General features: G+C 42.5%; 20 protein-coding genes and 3 pseudogenes. 7 read left to right on the top strand and 16 right to left on the bottom strand.

Annotated elements, in window-relative coordinates; translation table 11 throughout:
• Positions 1 to 189 precede the first annotated feature (189 nt).
• Together sipA and IM456_RS09185 are read left to right on the top strand one after the other, a co-directional pair.
• Positions 190 to 402, top strand: coding sequence for a regulatory protein SipA (sipA, locus tag IM456_RS09180; RefSeq protein ID WP_287693173.1), 213 nt, complete (start codon positions 190 to 192; stop codon positions 400 to 402).
• A gap of 66 nt (positions 403 to 468) precedes the next feature.
• Positions 469 to 1,419 (top strand): glycosyltransferase family protein, encoded by a 951-nt coding sequence (locus tag IM456_RS09185; protein ID WP_287693170.1) that lies wholly within the window; start codon positions 469 to 471, stop codon positions 1,417 to 1,419.
• Here IM456_RS09185 and IM456_RS09190 read toward each other — a convergent pair.
• From IM456_RS09190 to cobA, 5 genes are all read right to left on the bottom strand, one after another.
• Positions 1,406 to 3,007: a peptide ligase PGM1-related protein gene (locus IM456_RS09190; protein ID WP_149985616.1), complete on the bottom strand. Its 1,602-nt coding sequence runs from the start codon at positions 3,005 to 3,007 to the stop codon at positions 1,406 to 1,408. The genes IM456_RS09185 and IM456_RS09190 overlap by 14 nt on opposite strands.
• Before the next feature lie 166 nt (positions 3,008 to 3,173).
• The gene (gene psaJ, locus IM456_RS09195; RefSeq protein ID WP_002738148.1) at positions 3,174 to 3,302 is read right to left on the bottom strand and encodes a photosystem I reaction center subunit IX; all 129 of its coding nucleotides are present in this window, start codon (positions 3,300 to 3,302) and stop codon (positions 3,174 to 3,176) included.
• Positions 3,303 to 3,347: 45 nt separating this feature from the next.
• Complete coding sequence (locus IM456_RS09200; protein ID WP_045362915.1) at positions 3,348 to 3,842, bottom strand: photosystem I reaction center subunit III; 495 nt, start codon at positions 3,840 to 3,842, stop codon at positions 3,348 to 3,350.
• A gap of 132 nt (positions 3,843 to 3,974) precedes the next feature.
• Positions 3,975 to 4,394: a secondary thiamine-phosphate synthase enzyme YjbQ gene (locus IM456_RS09205; protein WP_045362918.1), complete on the bottom strand. Its 420-nt coding sequence runs from the start codon at positions 4,392 to 4,394 to the stop codon at positions 3,975 to 3,977.
• A gap of 10 nt (positions 4,395 to 4,404) precedes the next feature.
• Positions 4,405 to 5,205 carry a uroporphyrinogen-III C-methyltransferase gene (gene cobA / locus IM456_RS09210; protein WP_149985572.1) on the bottom strand — a complete coding sequence of 267 codons (801 nt, stop codon included), beginning with the start codon at positions 5,203 to 5,205 and terminating at the stop codon, positions 4,405 to 4,407.
• Between the two features lie 127 nt (positions 5,206 to 5,332).
• Here cobA and IM456_RS09215 point away from each other — a divergent pair, with 127 nt between their 5' ends.
• Entirely contained in the window at positions 5,333 to 5,512 is a 180-nt protein-coding gene (locus IM456_RS09215) for a hypothetical protein (protein WP_287693171.1), read from the top strand.
• 146 nt (positions 5,513 to 5,658) lie between these two features.
• The gene (locus IM456_RS09220) at positions 5,659 to 7,959 is read left to right on the top strand and encodes an N-6 DNA methylase (RefSeq protein ID WP_287693172.1); all 2,301 of its coding nucleotides are present in this window, start codon (positions 5,659 to 5,661) and stop codon (positions 7,957 to 7,959) included.
• A gap of 11 nt (positions 7,960 to 7,970) precedes the next feature.
• Here IM456_RS09220 and IM456_RS09225 read toward each other — a convergent pair whose 3' ends face one another.
• The 3 genes and pseudogenes from IM456_RS09225 to IM456_RS09235 all read right to left on the bottom strand — a co-directional run bounded on the left by IM456_RS09225 (position 7,971) and on the right by IM456_RS09235 (position 9,563).
• The gene (locus tag IM456_RS09225) at positions 7,971 to 8,750 is read right to left on the bottom strand and encodes a hypothetical protein (RefSeq protein WP_158200737.1); all 780 of its coding nucleotides are present in this window, start codon (positions 8,748 to 8,750) and stop codon (positions 7,971 to 7,973) included.
• 315 nt (positions 8,751 to 9,065) lie between these two features.
• Positions 9,066 to 9,339, bottom strand: a pseudogene (locus IM456_RS09230) (ParE family toxin-like protein).
• Positions 9,336 to 9,563, bottom strand: a complete 228-nt coding sequence (locus IM456_RS09235) for a hypothetical protein (RefSeq protein WP_043997770.1) — start codon at positions 9,561 to 9,563, stop codon at positions 9,336 to 9,338. The pseudogene IM456_RS09230 and the gene IM456_RS09235 overlap by 4 nt, the downstream one beginning before the upstream one ends.
• Positions 9,564 to 10,063: 500 nt before the next feature.
• On the opposite strand from IM456_RS09235, the pseudogene IM456_RS09240 reads away from it, so the two are divergent.
• Positions 10,064 to 10,366, top strand: a pseudogene (locus IM456_RS09240) (arginase family protein); the annotation flags it as partial.
• Between the two features lie 32 nt (positions 10,367 to 10,398).
• Here IM456_RS09240 and IM456_RS09245 read toward each other — a convergent pair.
• The 4 genes from IM456_RS09245 to IM456_RS09260 all read right to left on the bottom strand — a co-directional run bounded on the left by IM456_RS09245 (position 10,399) and on the right by IM456_RS09260 (position 12,028).
• Positions 10,399 to 10,725 (bottom strand): DUF5615 family PIN-like protein, encoded by a 327-nt coding sequence (locus tag IM456_RS09245; RefSeq protein WP_149985568.1) that lies wholly within the window; start codon positions 10,723 to 10,725, stop codon positions 10,399 to 10,401.
• Complete coding sequence (locus IM456_RS09250) at positions 10,709 to 10,972, bottom strand: DUF433 domain-containing protein (RefSeq protein ID WP_002799510.1); 264 nt, start codon at positions 10,970 to 10,972, stop codon at positions 10,709 to 10,711. Before IM456_RS09250 ends, IM456_RS09245 begins: the two co-directional genes overlap by 17 nt.
• A 418-nt stretch (positions 10,973 to 11,390) precedes the next feature.
• Entirely contained in the window at positions 11,391 to 11,756 is a 366-nt protein-coding gene (locus IM456_RS09255; protein WP_149985567.1) for a clan AA aspartic protease, read from the bottom strand.
• Positions 11,753 to 12,028, bottom strand: coding sequence for a hypothetical protein (locus IM456_RS09260; RefSeq protein ID WP_149985566.1), 276 nt, complete (start codon positions 12,026 to 12,028; stop codon positions 11,753 to 11,755). The genes IM456_RS09255 and IM456_RS09260 overlap by 4 nt, the downstream gene beginning before the upstream one ends.
• Positions 12,029 to 12,365: 337 nt before the next feature.
• Between IM456_RS09260 and IM456_RS09265 the strand changes: the two genes are divergently transcribed.
• Positions 12,366 to 12,611, top strand: a complete 246-nt coding sequence (locus IM456_RS09265) for a type II toxin-antitoxin system Phd/YefM family antitoxin (protein WP_008201147.1) — start codon at positions 12,366 to 12,368, stop codon at positions 12,609 to 12,611.
• Positions 12,608 to 13,006 (top strand): type II toxin-antitoxin system VapC family toxin, encoded by a 399-nt coding sequence (locus IM456_RS09270; RefSeq protein ID WP_079209839.1) that lies wholly within the window; start codon positions 12,608 to 12,610, stop codon positions 13,004 to 13,006. The genes IM456_RS09265 and IM456_RS09270 overlap by 4 nt, the downstream gene beginning before the upstream one ends.
• A gap of 279 nt (positions 13,007 to 13,285) precedes the next feature.
• Here the strand turns inward: IM456_RS09270 and IM456_RS09275 are convergent.
• The 4 genes and pseudogenes from IM456_RS09275 to IM456_RS09290 all read right to left on the bottom strand — a co-directional run.
• Positions 13,286 to 13,630, bottom strand: a pseudogene (locus IM456_RS09275) (SAM-dependent methyltransferase); the annotation flags it as partial.
• 270 nt (positions 13,631 to 13,900) lie between these two features.
• Positions 13,901 to 14,191: an addiction module antidote protein gene (locus IM456_RS09280; RefSeq protein ID WP_002757266.1), complete on the bottom strand. Its 291-nt coding sequence runs from the start codon at positions 14,189 to 14,191 to the stop codon at positions 13,901 to 13,903.
• A gap of 9 nt (positions 14,192 to 14,200) precedes the next feature.
• A complete protein-coding gene (locus IM456_RS09285; RefSeq protein WP_072927249.1) occupies positions 14,201 to 14,491 on the bottom strand; it encodes a type II toxin-antitoxin system RelE/ParE family toxin in 291 nt (96 codons plus the stop codon).
• A 244-nt stretch (positions 14,492 to 14,735) separates the two neighbouring features.
• Positions 14,736 to 15,758: a peptidoglycan-binding protein gene (locus IM456_RS09290; protein ID WP_149985565.1), complete on the bottom strand. Its 1,023-nt coding sequence runs from the start codon at positions 15,756 to 15,758 to the stop codon at positions 14,736 to 14,738.
• Between the last annotated feature and the right edge of the window lie 133 nt (positions 15,759 to 15,891).

Genomic DNA, 15,891 nt, shown 5'->3' on the forward strand with positions numbered 1-15,891 from the left:
GATTTTGGGTCTTTTTGATTGTACCGATAGCGATCGCCACCCTCGCCGCTAGGTTAGGCAACAGTCCAACCCAACGCCAAAGGCGGATGGCAACAGCTTACAGAATACCTATTCCCTAGGGAATCTATCTTGAGAATGATTTGAAATATGCTAACTTGGAAAATTATCACGATCGCATCTAGCAGTACCATGAGTGAAATTAGCGTCGGGGGAAAAGTCCGTCTGATTGCCATTCCCCCTTACCTGAAAACCGCCGATCCTATGCCTATGTTACGGCCGCCGGAGCTACTCAATATCGACGATATCGGCATGGTAATCGATCGCCGGCCGGGGGGTTATTGGGGTGTAAAATTCGCTCGAGGCTCATTTCTGCTCGATAGCAAATATTTAGAGGCCATTTAAACCAGTTAAGTGCATCGCAGTCAAGACAACTTTGATAAATCACAAGCAAATCTAAAGAGTTAATTTATGTCTAATACTTTTCTATCGATCGTTATCCCGATGCGCGAGGGATTTAGCGAACATTGGCTAGGAGAATTATTGAAAGTCAAGGGAGATATAGAATTTATTTTAGTTCATCCTCCTGGGGTCAAACCTTCCCCAGTCAATGATCCACGCATGAAACAGATTGTCTGTGCTTTACGAGGTGAAATTATTCAAAGAAGTACAGGATTTTTAAATGCCAGAGGTACTTATATTCTCACAATCAATTGCGATGAATATTTACACCCTGAGATCGTCACCTTAGTCAAAGACTATTTTGACCGCTTTCCCAATAGTTGGGTATTAAGATTAGCCAGATGTGGATTTCCCTACGGTGAACGAGAAAAATTAGAGAGTCCTTGGCCAACAATTCCCGATGTAAAAAGTTTAGCTATCTGTAGCAGGAGAGAGAATAATAGTAACTTATTTAAAGAGAATAATTATTTATTAGAAGTACCGATCGCTCCTTTAGATAATCCTTTTAATCCTAGCGCCCTGATCGGTAAACGTCGAGATCACAAGGGTCCTCACGTGGAAAACTTTGATAAAAAAGTTTGGAAAAACGAACTGGTACAACCGGCAGTTAAAGAGATTACCGCTTCCATGAGTGTCACTGGTCCGATTAAATATATTCCCTTTTGGTGTTTAGATAGATTACTGGGTTTGTATATTCAGGCCAAGTTTTTTGAGCAAGGTAAAACTATCGGTCATTGGCTGCCAGAAATAGCCGAACAACTGCGGATTGAAGATAATCCTCCTGAGTATAAAAGAACTAAACGTTTTTACTTTATTGCCGAGGTGATTCTCCTGAGAAATTTCCCTAAATACGGTTATCTTTGGAATTTAATTCTCGCTCAAGCGACGGAAGTACCCGGACGAGCTATCGATTCCCTAAAACGCAAATTCTTGCCAGAAAAACCTTCTATATCCAAGTGATCGGTAATCCAGAATAATAATAACCTAAATTTATGGAACTATGCTCTGTTTCCCAATCTAACACCTGTTCCACACGCTGATAAATTGCCGCAGCTTCCTCACTAGAATTGCCGATACAAGTTAACCCTAATTTACCAAATTCTGACAGCGCACCCATGAGATGAAAAACTGTTCCTGTTTTACTGCTACTATCAAAATGCAAGTGATGTTTAGCAATAATATCCATTAAATCATCGGGAAGTAAACCTTTGTATTGGGGTTTGTGGAGATTATCGGAGGCAATATAATACTTTTCTTGGTGAGGTTGACTGAAAAACAATCCGGTTTTTTGATCGTATTCACCATTAGTTAAAAGCTTCAAAGTCATGAAAGGATGGGTAGTTCCTCCTTTTCGCAGATTAATTTCGATCGCCTGTAAATCCCAGACTAAAGTTTCTGGATTTTTGACAGCGACGAAATCAACTCCATAGCGTTCAATTGCTCCCTTTGCTGCCAGAATTTCCCCTATTTTTAGGCCTAATTCCTGTAATTGTAGGCGATAATTTTCATCGGCAGGAAAATGACAACCTAGATAAATTTGACCATCGGGACCGCCTAAAATTTGATCGTGAGTGGAAAGAATATTTACTTCTCCCGTGGGTGTAATATAACCTTGCACACTTGGCGATCGCTTTTCTTCTCCTTCAATAAAAGCTTCGACAATTGCCCCTAATTCAGCAATTTTGCCAGAAAAACTCTCCCAATTTTCATCCCTTGCTTGAAAACTCATCTTCTCTAATTGTTTAGCCAAGAGATTGATTCTCTCGCTTAAATCTAGGCTGTTACTATCAACAATTTCCGCTAAAGGACGTAAATCTAAAACTGCATTTCCTTCTCCCGATAACCCCTCATTTAACTTCACTACCATGCGTTTTAGTTGCGGTTGACGGGACCACAAACTAGCGGCTTCGTATAACAAATCCTTAACCGTATTTACCTGTAAACTACCGTCAGGATGGGGAATATTGCCTTGACCAAAAATATCGCGACTGCCACTTTTAGAACCCCAATACAATAAGTCTGGACTACAGGCAAATAAAGGAATATCTAATTGTAAAGACAATTCTCGCTCTAAATTAGTAGAATTAAAACAAACCATGTAGGCACGATCTCGACGCAACGCTTGCCGGATTCTTGCTACTAAGCGCGGTCTGTCCAGAATTTTTTGGGTTAAAGGTTGAAAAGAGTTATCGTGAGTTGTCAGTAATAACAGACGATTATTAGCATGGGAAAAAGGAATCCCAGGCAACAATTGCAGGTAATAATCAATCACCATCCGCGCCAGTGGCTGCGCTGTTACATAGATTAAACGAGTTTTCGGGTGTCGCAACCGAATCAGAGAAAATAATAATCTTTCTTCGTAATGTAAAAAACCCGCTACTTTTTGACCGACTCTCTGATCGATACTAAAAGAAGGGACAACTAGGATATCATAATCCCATTCATCGGATTCGGGAACGTTTTCTCCCTGCCAAATCTCTTTTAATTTTTCTTGTAATTCTTGATACCGCAGCCGCTTTCCTAGCATCAAATCTCTATCTAACAGCATGGTTTGTCCCACCTCTGTGGTTGCAGACACCTGTATCTTATCGATTTTTAGAGCCTGTCGTCTCCAGTGCCTTTCTTTTCTTAATATTCCCCCAGTCCCTCCGATCGTTGCCCTTAAAAAGGGATACAGTGGACTCTGTATCCCCTTTAATCACCTGAGATTGCCTTTAACCTAGCGGGTGGAATAAGAGATCGGGATAAAAGCGATTAAATTCGATTAAAATCCCGGCAGTGAAAGTCAGCAGCGCCATAATTAACACGGGTGCGGACGAGAGAAATTTAGTAAGTCCTTCCATCTGAGTTCTCCTAGGGAATAAAAAGTCAAGGGTTTGACACAAAAATTAACGAGGGGAAACGGTAATTTCCGAATCCTTAACGGTTAATTTACCGGAAGTGGCTTCTTGTAAAGCCGCCAACGGCCAGAGGAACCCCGTTAACATTTTGCTCAAAGCGAGGGGAACATCGATGATGATTTCCTTCATTTCGGCATCTTTGCTGTCGCGCACGGCGATTAAATAGGCCCGACCAACCCAACCGATCCAACCGGTAATGTACAGGAATAGGATGCTAGGGATAAAGAAATCGCCCATGTGATCCCAACGACCATCAACAATTAGGTGAGGATAGCCTTCGGGTCCACAGAGAGCTTGGGAGTAGGTTTGAGCGCGTTTGGCTCCCGATTCGGGGTCGAGAGTGGTGTTGCGGAAACTCTTCGCTTTTTGTAGGAAAGCGGGATTTTCGCTACAAGGGGTCAGATTAGACAAATCAGCCGACGCTGGAGCGGCAAAGGTGAACCAGAGAGATAGCACCAGGGCCAGAGCGAACAATTTTCGCATAAATTGTTTCCTTTTGTTACGAAATATGAAGTTCTTTGTTCAAAAAGCGAACAATTTGATCGTACACGGAAAAAATCTTACTCCGATGAGGGGTACGAGTAAAGTTTCTATTACAAAACTATACGCAAAGCTTTAGACCCCCGTGATATGAACCACCACTTGCCTTTGGTGACGACTCTGACGATGTTCCCAGAGATAGATACCTTGCCAGATGCCTAAAACTAATTTACCTCTAGCGATCGGGATTTGTTCCGATGTCCGGGTTAGGACCGAGCGAATGTGAGCGGGCATATCGTCTGGCCCTTCGGTAGAGTGATAGTAGAGACTGCTATCTTCTGGCACTAACTTGGCGAAGAAATTGGCCAAATCGGTGAGAACATCGGGATCGGCATTTTCTTGGATCAGCAAAGAAGCGGAGGTGTGACAGACAAAGACACTGCATAATCCCGTCGTTATGCCCGATTCAGCCACGATCGCTTCTATGGGGGCAGTGAGACGATGGAAATTCTTGGGACTGGTGGTAATCGTCAGGGATTTTTGATATTGACGCATGGCAAACGAATCAGGGAGAAATGGGGGTAGAGGGGATTGTCCTGGATAGCAAAGGTTGTCCCGCTTGTAAGAGAGCGTGAAGGTCCACCACTGCCCCGATAACAGCGATCGCTGGGGACTCAAAGCCGGTGGCTTCGATCTGGTCCATAATCGTGGTGAAAGTACCGATTAACTGCTGTTGTTGCGGTGTTGTTCCCCAGCGAATCAAGGCGATCGGTGTTTCTGGACTTCTGCCGGCCTTGGTTAACTCGCCGATAATATAGGGTAAATTATGCACACCCATGTAAACAACAATTGTTTCCGCACCATGGGCGATCGCTGACCAGTTAACTTGAGGACGATATTTACCCGCCATCTCGTGGCCGGTGACGAAGGTAACGGAAGAACTATAATTGCGATGGGTGAGGGGAATACCGGCGTAGGCAGGCACGGCAATTCCTGAAGTGATCCCCGGCACGATCTCGACGCTAATTCCGGCCGCGATCAGATCGAGCATTTCTTCACCCCCGCGACCGAAAACAAAGGGATCACCCCCCTTGAGACGAACAACCACGGCATTAGTCTGGGCCTTCTCGATCAGTAAAGCGGTGATTTCCTCCTGTACTAGAGAATGACGACCGCGACGCTTACCCGCATGGATTTGTTCGGCCCCGGGGTTAATCATGGTCAGAATCGAGGGGCTGACTAGGGCATCATAGAGGACAACATCGGCATTTTCTAGGAGAACTTTCGCTTTCAAGGTCAACAAACCGGGATCTCCGGGACCCGCACCGACGAGATAGACCTTACCGCAACTTTCTGATTGATTCATAGATACTGGGGAGAAAATTCTTGCTTCGATCGAATGCGCTTGATCCCTACTTTATTGTGACTGGGGCAAAATTTGGTATTTTTGACTACAGTTACTCGGCGATTATGCGCTTTCTTCATGAAGAATTATGATCTTAACATTACTTAACCTTTCATCTAGCGATCGCTCTGATACCAAATCCCGTTTAACAAGTATGGAGGAGCAGAAAGTGGGGAAAAGGGAGCGGGTTTTTCCAGTGGGATTGGGAGTTAATCATGCTATTAAAAACCGATTCAGTATAACGGCTAAGATAAGCGGCGGCAGATAACCTTTGCCCCCGAATCGGCTTTAGTCCGTCCGCTGCCGTGACGTGTTATACAGCTTGAGTAACGTCAGAGTGCATGAGGCTCTTCATGATTGCACAACATCTTATAAGGTTATACAATTTAGATCGAAGTCAAACCTTATAAAAACATGAAAGAGCAGAAGCAGTTTTTTACGGTTAGCGAGGCCGCTGATTTACTGGGTGTAACGACAACGACACTCAGGAACTGGGACAAGGCAGGTAAGCTTAAGCCATCTAGAGATCCAATAAATAGCTATCGCCTCTACCGAGCAGAGGATATAACTTGTTTACTCCAAGAGCGACGTTTTGGGACAACAATATCTGAAAATGTTCTACAAATTCCCCTCTTTAATGAGGAAAGAGCCAAAAGATCTGATGAAGAAAAGAAAGAGAAATCGATCACACTAGATTTACGATCACTACGTTTTCTAACGAGACAAATGAATGCTGCCTTTAGAGATTCTATGGGGGGTGGGTTACTGGAACGTTTTGAAGAGATAACGAAGATTTTATACTCAAAACTTTACATGGAAAAAATCGAAATAGACGATCCAAAACAAGTATCTAAATTTTCCATTAAAGATTTTTCTTCATTTGACGACATATATGAAAAAATCAAAGAAATTTATCAAGACGCTATCAGCTATTTTCCGAAAGAATTGCTCAATGGTCACAGTTCCCTTGGGGAGGACAAAATTGCGATTGCTAAGGTATGTAGACTACTGTGGAATATTAAACTTTCCGAAGTTGAAGCTGATATTAAAGGCTTCATGTATGAAGAACTAGTTAGAAATACTTTTGAGAAAACTGACCATCAACAATTTTTCACACCTAGAACAGTTGTTGAATTTATGGTTGGTTTAGTTTCTGCTATGACATCTTCGACAGAAGATACAATATATATTTGTGATCCTGCTTGTGGTAGTGGCGGCTTTCTAATTGAAACATTCAAGTCAATAAACCTAAATCAGAAGATTATAGGTTTTGAAATTGATAAACGAATGGCATGGGTTGCACAAATGAATACCATAATGCATGGGGGGAGCATTAATACGATTCACTACCTAAATGATGGTGGTTCTCTTGGCTACAATGACAAGCTAAATGAACTCATACCAGAGAGTGGTTTTGATGTAGTAATTACTAACCCTCCGTTTGGCAGTGATTTTTCAGACGAGACTGCACTATGTACCTACGAACTTGGAAGAGGAAAAGCATCAAGGAGGCGTGGAGTTCTATTCATAGAACGCTGCATCAAGTGGTTGAAAAGTGGAAGTGGACGATTGGCAATAGTTGTAGATGACAGTATTTTAAACGGAAAAACAAATCATGATACTCGTGATTTGATCTTCAGATATTGCATAATTGAAGCTGTAATTAGCTTGCCAGAAGTTACATTTAAACCATATGCATCTGTCAAAACATCAATTCTATTCCTCAGAAAACGCAGCAAGTCTAAAACAGAAGCCCAACCTTCTATCTTCATGGCCGAAGTCAAAGAAGTTGGTCGAAAGGCAAATGGCGATTCTAATTTTCGTCATGATGACAAAGGAAACCTAGTGCTAAATAATGAATTGCCAATCATAATTAATGCTTGGAATTCTTTCAAAAAAGAGGGAGAAAATTCTATAAGAAGTTTATATCCAAAAGTCTTTGTCTGTCCGGCAGAACGTTTTTATAGTAAGTCTAATCAACTTATTGTAGATAGGCTTGACGTTGGGTATCATCATCCTTCTAGATCTATAGCAGAAAGAACTCTAAAGCGTTCAAAATATCCAACACCTAAGCTTGCAGAACTAGTCGTTGAGCGTAATATATCTGTAGTACCTGACAAAGCAGATCCTTATGATCTATGGCGTTATATTGGTTTGGCAGATATTTCATCAAGAACTGGTGAATATGTTGTCTCTGAAGTTTTTGGAAATCAGATAAAAAGCAATGTCAAGTTATTCAAGGGCGGAGATATTCTATTTTCAAAGCTCCGTCCAGAATTGAGGAAATGTATTTTATTAGAAGCCTTGGAAGAAGATGGATATGCTTCGTCTGAATGCTTTGTTTTTCGGACAATTTCCACTTCTAGTAATGACAATCACCTAAAGGATAAAATTAGCTATGGAGCATTGATCGATCAATTTGAAGTAGATAATGAATATTTGGCAATACTCTTGAGAAGTGACATAGTTTATGGTCAGCTAGTTTATCAAATTTCTGGTACAGGTAGACCTCGAGTCAACCGATCAGCAGTTTTAGGGGCTAGAATTCCTTTGCCACCTTTAGCCGTACAACGTGAAATAGTAACTGCACATAAGATCGCACATCAAAGTTACCTAGAGAGCCAAAGACGTAGTGAGGATGAACTTCAACGGGGCATTAATTTTTTAGATTCAGCCTTTAGTTTTTCATCCGAAAAGCTTTGCCCATCTGACTGACAATTCAAACTTTAAAACCTTTTTCTGGCAGCTTTTTCATCAACTGAGCGCAGGAAAATTAAAAATTTCTGAATAGAAAGGTGTAGATCTGGGGAACCAATTCTAGATGCATGAACAATTCGCCAAAACTTTCCATAGTTGCCTGGATCAGCAACATACTGTTGACTGCGACTACTAAAAACTAAAGTCTTCTCTCCTTCGATTTTTCCCCCAGTAATTTCTAGGCGTATGTCGCGCTCTCTTGCTATGTCTCCCGCCGGCACTACCAAGCTTGAGAAAATATGGGGATATTCTCCAAGACTGCCATTTTCTAGTGTTATTTTTGTCCACTCCCATGCTACTAATAAGAGTAAATCTTGCTCGTCGTTAATCCATATTGTCGGCGTACCGAAGCGTGCAGCTTGCTCATCAGATTCAGCATCTACAGCTTTCATTTCTAAACGTAGTAAAGGGATTAAAGATGAATCTCGAAAATAAAAATCTGGATACTCATGGGAGGTTGCAAATGTAAAGAAAAATAAAGAGTTATAGCGTTCCTCAAGTATCTCAGTGATAGCCGTGCTTAAGCCATATTCAAGCATTGTTCCGATACGAGTGCGATAGCTCGATAACTGCCTCATTTCTGTAGGTAACGGTTCGATACTGCGAGGCTGCTTTATTAATCGCTTGATGCTAAAGCCTCGATTTATTCTTGCTACTGCTTCTTTCACCAGAGCATCAAAATAATCACTAATTTGTTCAATATCTTTTTCAGATGCTAAAAGCAAACTTTGGAGAGAAGGTAATGTCATCTATAGTATGGTTCAATAAATTCGGCTGCTCAGTGTAACATTTTTGAGCTAGGGATGCAGGGACTATAGCTGTATAACTACATATTATGGGTCAACTTTCGGTATATCACCCGATTTAGGCACAATCGCCAGAACTTTTCCCTATATCACGCCCAAAAGCCTGTTAGCCAGATTAGCTTACTGCAAACAATCTCCTTTAAGGAAACTTATCACAGAAGCTTTCCGGAATTGTAGCAAAGATTCTTAGATATGACTGCACTTTGTTACAAAATTTCACTATTATTTCGGGTGCAGTGATTTGTTATGTTTCTTGGTTCACAACTTCTTTAACAATTTGTCATACTCTGCGTGAGAGCCTATCCAAAACCAAACAATTACATTCTTACTCTTGATTCTTCCCTTGCGCTCTCCAACCTATACCGACTCTGATTGACCAGATCTGGTCTTCTTGATTGACCTCCTTAAATTCTCAGCTTGGATGACTTGGGTTATCTTTCCATAACTTATAATTTTTTCTGGCTGTTCTTTTCAATCTTTCTGGTAGCTGTTGAAATAAGCCGATGAAATCTGGATTTAGTTCCGACTTCATAGCTCATCAAATCCGATTTCTTCAGTCTGTCCGTTTTCTGAATCCGCAATAGCTTTCTGAGCAAGTTCTTTGAGAATTAAGCTGTCTTGGGGTTTAGATAATGTTTCTTGCCATTTGATTTCATTTTCGATGTCTTCAATAAACTGCTCTGCCAGTTCGTCTTGAATTTCTTCTGGCAGTTCTTGAGCTTTTTGTACAGCTTTACTTAGAAGTCTTGATAACATTTCTTCTCTTCTCTTCTCTTCTCTTGAAAACATAAGTAGGTAGACGTTAAAAATTGTCAGATCCCCCCGCCTATCGGCACCCCCCTTATCAAGGGGGGAAGGGGGGATCGAACCTAAAATCCATTTTTAATTTAATTATAACCAGCTACATAACTACATATTATAGGTCAACTTTCTGTATAACACTCTCTGGGGTAACGATATGGGTCAACTTTCTGTATAACACTCTATTTAGGCACAATCTCCAGAACCTTTCCCTATATCAAGCCCAAAAGCCTGTTAGCCAGACTAGCATCTTGCCAAAAACCTTGTCTAACTAAATTCCTGACAATTAGACTCATTCTAGCGATGATTCTTCGATCTGACCGCACCCCTTGACAAAAACTGACAGTTATTCGACCTTGAGCGATCGCTATCGGGGTATAGTTGTTTTTTGTTACAGCAGTGTGGAGCAGCCCAACTGATGGCTATATTTCCAGATTATCGCCCGCAGGAAACCAATAATTGCCGATGATAAATTTGTCGTCGCCGTCGGGGGTGAACACGCTATCACCACGAGAGTAGTACAAGCTTACCTACAGGCTTGCTCGGAACCTTTTACCGTGGTTCAAATTGATGCCCATGGCGATATGCGTTTTGATTACGAAGGCTCCCACCATAACCACGCCTGTGTGATGGGTCGGGTGTTAGAAATGGGTTTACCGACTTTACCCGTGGGAATTCGGGCTATTTGTCGAGAAGAAGCGGAATTAACCGCTAAACAGCAGATTCCCGTGATTTGGGATCAAGATATCGCCGGGGATGCGGAGTTATGCTGCTTTCGCCAACACAACTTTCAGGAGCCTGCAACTTCAATCACTTCTCCTGGAGAGACTTTATCTAATACGCTACAGGCATCTGGCATTAGGGGAAGTAAGTCAGAAAGTTTGTTGCTGGTTGCTACAAGAGCAATAACTGCCACTCCAGTTTGCTGTAAATTTTGCTGATAACGCAAATTTTGATCTGTAGTGAGGAGAATCGTGAAACCCTCCTGAATCATCAGCCTCAGCAACTCACCGTTCTTTTTCCCTGACCATCCCATCTCAACAACTGTGCATACCTCGTAATCGGCAAGCTCACGCTTTAAAGGGCGTGGGGCGCATTCATCAAGCAGGATTCGCATAGGCTGTCAACATTTCCTTTGCTAATTCAAGGGCTGAGATCGCCTGTTCTCGACTGACACTGGGAAAATGGTCTAGAAATACCTCTAATGAATCACCAGCCTCAAGATAATCAAGTAGGGTTCTCATCGGCACACGAGTTCCTACAAAAACAGGGGTTCCCCCTAGAATGTCGGGATCACTGTGAACAACACGGGATATTAATGCCATAACAAATATATCCAACTGGCTACTAGCTTTTACAGTCATTGTATCCTAAAGTCATTTGTCGGCTCTATACAAGGTGAGGCTCAGGCATGGGACACTTCACTTGACTACTCTGCCTACATCTTGCCGCTAGACCCAAACTAACTTTTGGATACGATGCACAGTTGGCATTCATACTAAATCTGGTTATTAAAAACTGATTATTTATTCCCCTTTGCCTTTTGCCTTTTGCCTCTCCTCATAACTAGCCTGTACTCAACGGATTTAGTATCATACCTTGATTCTGCAACGCCTAGACTTACAACTTCAATCAATGTGCATGGTGCGTTCCCCAAAAATCGATCTGTGGAGCGGTAGAAGTTGCCTTAGGGAACGCACCCTACAGCGATAGCGATCGCACTATTAAAAACCGATTCAGTATAACGGCTAAGTTAGCCTGCGTTTGCGCTAATGCTGAGAACTACAATTCGTCAATTGTTACCAACCCACCTTCCGTAAACTGAATCACAAGTTCATGGCTATCTAATAAAGCAGTTCCAACCAAGGGTCGCCGTCCTGTGGCAAATACACGAGTTTCTCGCTCCTCACCATTCCAGATAATAATTGCTTTGTGAAGGGGCAGCATTACTTGGCTGTTGTCTGCTAAATTCGCCCGCATATCGTACCTGAAAGGAAGATTCAGTAATGCTACTGCCTCCGATGGTAAACAAAGCTCATCTGTAAATCCTGTATCTACTACAAACTCAATCGGAAAGTCAGCGCGATTTGGAATCCGAAATGGGATAGCGATGATCGGGTGTCCATTAGCCACAATACCTGAAATCACTTAACTACACGCTCCATAATACCCCCACCAAAAGCGGCAGCAACGTTGTAGCCAATTTTGATCCCAAAGAGCCGAGCATGGGGGTGTTTCTCGCTCAATAAGTCAGCAGCGTGTAAGCCATTTTCATCAACTTTGTAGTCACCTGTTTCAATGTCAATGATGACCATCTTGCCAATGTTTTCCTCAACTTCCACCTCTTGGCGGATTCTGCTTTCGTACAGTTTCTCTGCACGTTGAGCAACTTCTTCACGGCTTAAAAGGATAGCTTGCATATACTAACTCCCGATTGCGATTTGACTTCTGGAGACTTCTCTATAATATCTCACAGGTCTGTAGGATGAGCTAATGCCATCCTACTAAGTCTCTACAAGATTGGCTGCTACCCAGTGCCTTCGGCATTGCACTTAAACCCACAGCTTCAATAAATCTGCATGGTGCGTTCCCCAAAAATCGATCGCTGGAGCGGTAGAAGTTGCATTAGGGAACGCACCCTACAGCGATAGCGTACTGCTACGCAGTGCCTTCGGCATCGCACTTCAAACTAACTTGCCCTTGCAGAATCACCGCAACTAAACTAAACTTAGTTTGTAGATTTGGTTTTTTAAGAGCATGGAAACTGTAAACATTCATCAGGCTAAAACAAACCTTTCTCGGCTATTGTCCCGTGTGGAACTCGGAGAGGAAATCGTTATTTCAAACCGAGGTATTCCAATTGCTAAACTTGTTCCATTTCGGACATCTTTAGATCGACGGTCTAGTTTAGGACAAGATCGAGGGATGTTTACCGTACCAGATGATTTTAACGCTCCTTTACCAGAAGATATTTTGGTAGCATTTGAGGGTGGTGCGGAGTGAGACTTTTACTGGATACACAATGCTGGCTGTGGTGGTTTGCCCAACCAGACAAGTTAAGTGAGAATGTAATTGAACAAATTGCAAACGAAAGCAATGAATTGTGGTTTTCTGTTGCCAGTGTTTGGGAGATGGGAATTAAAGTCTCAATCGGTAAATTACCACTGCCAGAGCAAATAGATGATTATGTCTCTACTCGAATGACTCAACTAGGAGCTAGATCGTTAGAGATCAATGCTTCTCATGCTTTGCGGGCGGCTGCATTGCCTTTACACCATCGCGATCCTTTTGACAGAATGCTGATTGCACAAGCTCAGGTAGAAGATATGACACTTGTGAGTGCGGATTCAACATTTAATCAATATGAAGTATCTTTGCTTTGGGCAGCTAGTTCTTAGTCATAAACACAGAATTTCACCTGCCTTCTAGATATTCGTCAACCAAATTCTGTGTAGTTGCAATCATTAACTCGCACATTTTTCCAACTAATTGACTGTCATTTCTGGAAGACTCCAAAGTGACTTGACACTGACCTGCACAAGAGCCTTCAATTTCACAGTCTTTGCAGAAATCGTTCTTACAGCTTCAATCAATAGGCATGGTGCGTTCCCCAAAAATCGATCGCTGGAGCGGTAGAAGTTGCCTTAGGGAACGCACCCTACAAGATCAGCGATCGCACTAATTCCGGCCGCGATCAGATCGAGCATTTCTTCACCCCCGCGACCGAAAACAAAGGGATCACCCCCCTTGAGACGAACAACCACAGCATTAGTCTGGGCCTTTTGGATCAGTAAAGCGGTGATTTCCTCCTGTACTAGAGAATGACGACCGCGACGCTTACCCCCATGGATTTGTTCGGCCCTGGGGTTAATCATGGCTAGAATCGAGGGGCTAACTAGGGCATCATAGAGGACAATATCGGCATTTTCTAAGAGAACTTTCGCTTTTAAGGTCAACAAACCGGGATCTCCGGGACCTGCACCGACGAGATAGACCTTACCGCAACTTTCTGATTGATTCATAGATACTGGGGAGAAAATTCTTGCTTCGATTGATCGCGCTTGATCCCTACTGTATTGTGACTGGGGCAAAATTTGGTATTTTTGACTACAGTTACTCGGCGATCGTGCGCTTTCTTCATGAAGAATTATGATCTTAACATTACTTAACCTTTCATCTAGCGATCGCTCTGATCCTAAATCTTGTTTAACAGGTATGGGGGAGAGCGGGTTTTTAAGGTTGGATTGGGAGTTAATCATACTATTAAAAACCGATTCAGTATAACGGTGAAGTTAGGCAATTGGTACGACTTGGAGGCGTAACCCAAGTGATTGTAAGACCTTAAGAACTGTGGCAAACTCTGGATTGCCTTCGATTGACAAAGCTTTATAGAGACTTTCACGCCCCAACCCTGTTTCACGGGCAATATGTGTCATCCCTTTAGATCGAGCAATATCACCTAATGCTGCTACCACTAAGCTTGGATCGCCATCTTCAAGAGCTGCTTCAAGATATGCAGCTATATCTTCTTTTGTTTCGAGATGTTCTGCCGCATCCCAAGGATAGGTTTGGATAGTAGCCATGAAAATCTCCTATAAGTCTTGTGCTAAATTTAATGCTGTTTTGATGTCCCGTTCTTGAGTTTGCTTATCTCCTCCTGCCAAGAGGATGATCAAGGTCTCGCCTCGCTGAATGAAATACACCCGATAGCCTTGGCCATAATCGATCCGCAGTTCCGATACACCTTTTCCTACTGGTTTAACATCGCCTGGATTGCCCATAGACAGGCGACGAACACGAATGTCTATACGTGCTTTTGCTTGGCGATCCCGCAAATTGCTAAACCACTGAGAGTAGGTTTCGGTCTGGCGAATTTCAATCATGCCTTAAGTGTATCCTATGGGATACAGAAGGACAAGCAATAAAAATAAGGTGCGTTACATTTCATTAACGCACCCTACCAGATCGGCGATCGCACTATTTTGCCGAAGAAACTATCAGTATAGGCTTCGTTTCCACACAGAAACCAGAAGAGCCCGCACCCTACAGCGATAGCTGGTTTCTCCATAAAAGTTGAATGATGCAATGAGTGATTCTTCCGCTATAGAGTTCGCGCTCAAAAAGGTCTTAGAGTTGGGGTGTTTCTATATCAATGTGAGCATGATTATCGTGAACACCACCATCATTTAGATTTTGGCAAAGTTCTTTTACAACTAAGGAAAAATCGTTGAAAAAAATCTGCTTTATCCGATACTTACCCTGATTTCTAATGGATCGAAGCATCGCTTCCATAGCATCTCGATCATATACTCCGTCACGGAAAGTTATTCTGCCGAAAGTACCATCTCGACGAGGTAGGAGAATATCACAGGACAGTCCAGTTTCATGAGTTTGATGAATCGATGTATTTCCACCACGAGCAATGCTCAAATTATTAGTAGCAATGAGCGCAGCATTAGGGTGGGAATTTCGGAAATTAGTTAAATAAAGCTTGCCTGCCTCTTGAATCGTTTCTACCATCCAGTTCGTCCCAAAATCATGAGTGTCGCCTTGTTGATTATCATGGTTTATAAATCCTTCTGTGGAAGAACCGCTGGGCATTTCCTGCCATTGTGGCGCATTACCAGACTGTAAAAATTGATGAGTCCGACCATTTACATCAATCCTACCATCGACACCTCCAACTATCGTGCGTCCACTAATAATTGCCTGAAATAATTCAATTGTACGAATCGTTTCATTATCAACAGTTCCATTGCGACCAATCCAAGAGAACCCTAGATCGGACAGCCGATTTTTAACTAATTGCACATCAGTAGAGTTATTGTTGCCACTACGGCCTACACTACCTGTCAGGTTAAGTACTGCTGCCTGACCCGCTAAAGGATTAGGGATAAGAACAGGCATTTCAATTAATTTCTTGGCAAATGTTCGACCAAATACCTTGGTATTCATATTGTTCAGAAAAGCCAAGCGACAGAACTCAACTAAAGCTGATTCTGTCGAATTTCGCCAAACTCCATCCACCTCTGCTGTGTCTAATAATCCCAGAGTTTTAAGCCTGATTTCAATTTGCTGAACCAATTCGGAATCAGCTTTGAGTTGATCCAGGGTAATGACCAAACTATCATTGAAAATATCTTTTGACACTCCCCGCTCTAAAGAGACGGGGATTCTTGGTTCACAGAGATTACTTGCTTAGACAGAATTGCTTCTGAAAAAGTAGAGGTATTCTCTCCCCAAGCGTTTATTGGATCGAGCCCAAAGGTTCCGGTATGCCCTA

It is taken from the genome of Microcystis sp. M079S1 (assembly GCF_020246425.1).
Classification (GTDB): Bacteria; Cyanobacteriota; Cyanobacteriia; order Cyanobacteriales; family Microcystaceae; genus Microcystis; species Microcystis aeruginosa.

Bases quoted from the DNA above. Each gene is read 5' to 3' on its own strand.
- sipA (WP_287693173.1), top strand. From the start codon at position 190: ATGAGTGAAATTAGCGTCGGGGGAAAAGTCCGTCTGATTGCCATTCCC.
- IM456_RS09185 (WP_287693170.1), top strand. From the start codon at position 469: ATGTCTAATACTTTTCTATCGATCGTTATCCCGATGCGCGAGGGATTT.
- IM456_RS09190 (WP_149985616.1), bottom strand. From the start codon at position 3,007: ATGCTGTTAGATAGAGATTTGATGCTAGGAAAGCGGCTGCGGTATCAA.
- psaJ (WP_002738148.1), bottom strand. From the start codon at position 3,302: ATGGAAGGACTTACTAAATTTCTCTCGTCCGCACCCGTGTTAATTATG.
- IM456_RS09200 (WP_045362915.1), bottom strand. From the start codon at position 3,842: ATGCGAAAATTGTTCGCTCTGGCCCTGGTGCTATCTCTCTGGTTCACC.
- IM456_RS09205 (WP_045362918.1), bottom strand. From the start codon at position 4,394: ATGCGTCAATATCAAAAATCCCTGACGATTACCACCAGTCCCAAGAAT.
- cobA (WP_149985572.1), bottom strand. From the start codon at position 5,205: ATGAATCAATCAGAAAGTTGCGGTAAGGTCTATCTCGTCGGTGCGGGT.
- IM456_RS09215 (WP_287693171.1), top strand. From the start codon at position 5,333: ATGATCTTAACATTACTTAACCTTTCATCTAGCGATCGCTCTGATACC.
- IM456_RS09220 (WP_287693172.1), top strand. From the start codon at position 5,659: ATGAAAGAGCAGAAGCAGTTTTTTACGGTTAGCGAGGCCGCTGATTTA.
- IM456_RS09225 (WP_158200737.1), bottom strand. From the start codon at position 8,750: ATGACATTACCTTCTCTCCAAAGTTTGCTTTTAGCATCTGAAAAAGAT.
- IM456_RS09235 (WP_043997770.1), bottom strand. From the start codon at position 9,563: ATGTTATCAAGACTTCTAAGTAAAGCTGTACAAAAAGCTCAAGAACTG.
- IM456_RS09245 (WP_149985568.1), bottom strand. From the start codon at position 10,725: ATGCGAATCCTGCTTGATGAATGCGCCCCACGCCCTTTAAAGCGTGAG.
- IM456_RS09250 (WP_002799510.1), bottom strand. From the start codon at position 10,972: ATGACTGTAAAAGCTAGTAGCCAGTTGGATATATTTGTTATGGCATTA.
- IM456_RS09260 (WP_149985566.1), bottom strand. From the start codon at position 12,028: ATGCAAGCTATCCTTTTAAGCCGTGAAGAAGTTGCTCAACGTGCAGAG.
- IM456_RS09265 (WP_008201147.1), top strand. From the start codon at position 12,366: ATGGAAACTGTAAACATTCATCAGGCTAAAACAAACCTTTCTCGGCTA.
- IM456_RS09280 (WP_002757266.1), bottom strand. From the start codon at position 14,191: ATGGCTACTATCCAAACCTATCCTTGGGATGCGGCAGAACATCTCGAA.
- IM456_RS09285 (WP_072927249.1), bottom strand. From the start codon at position 14,491: ATGATTGAAATTCGCCAGACCGAAACCTACTCTCAGTGGTTTAGCAAT.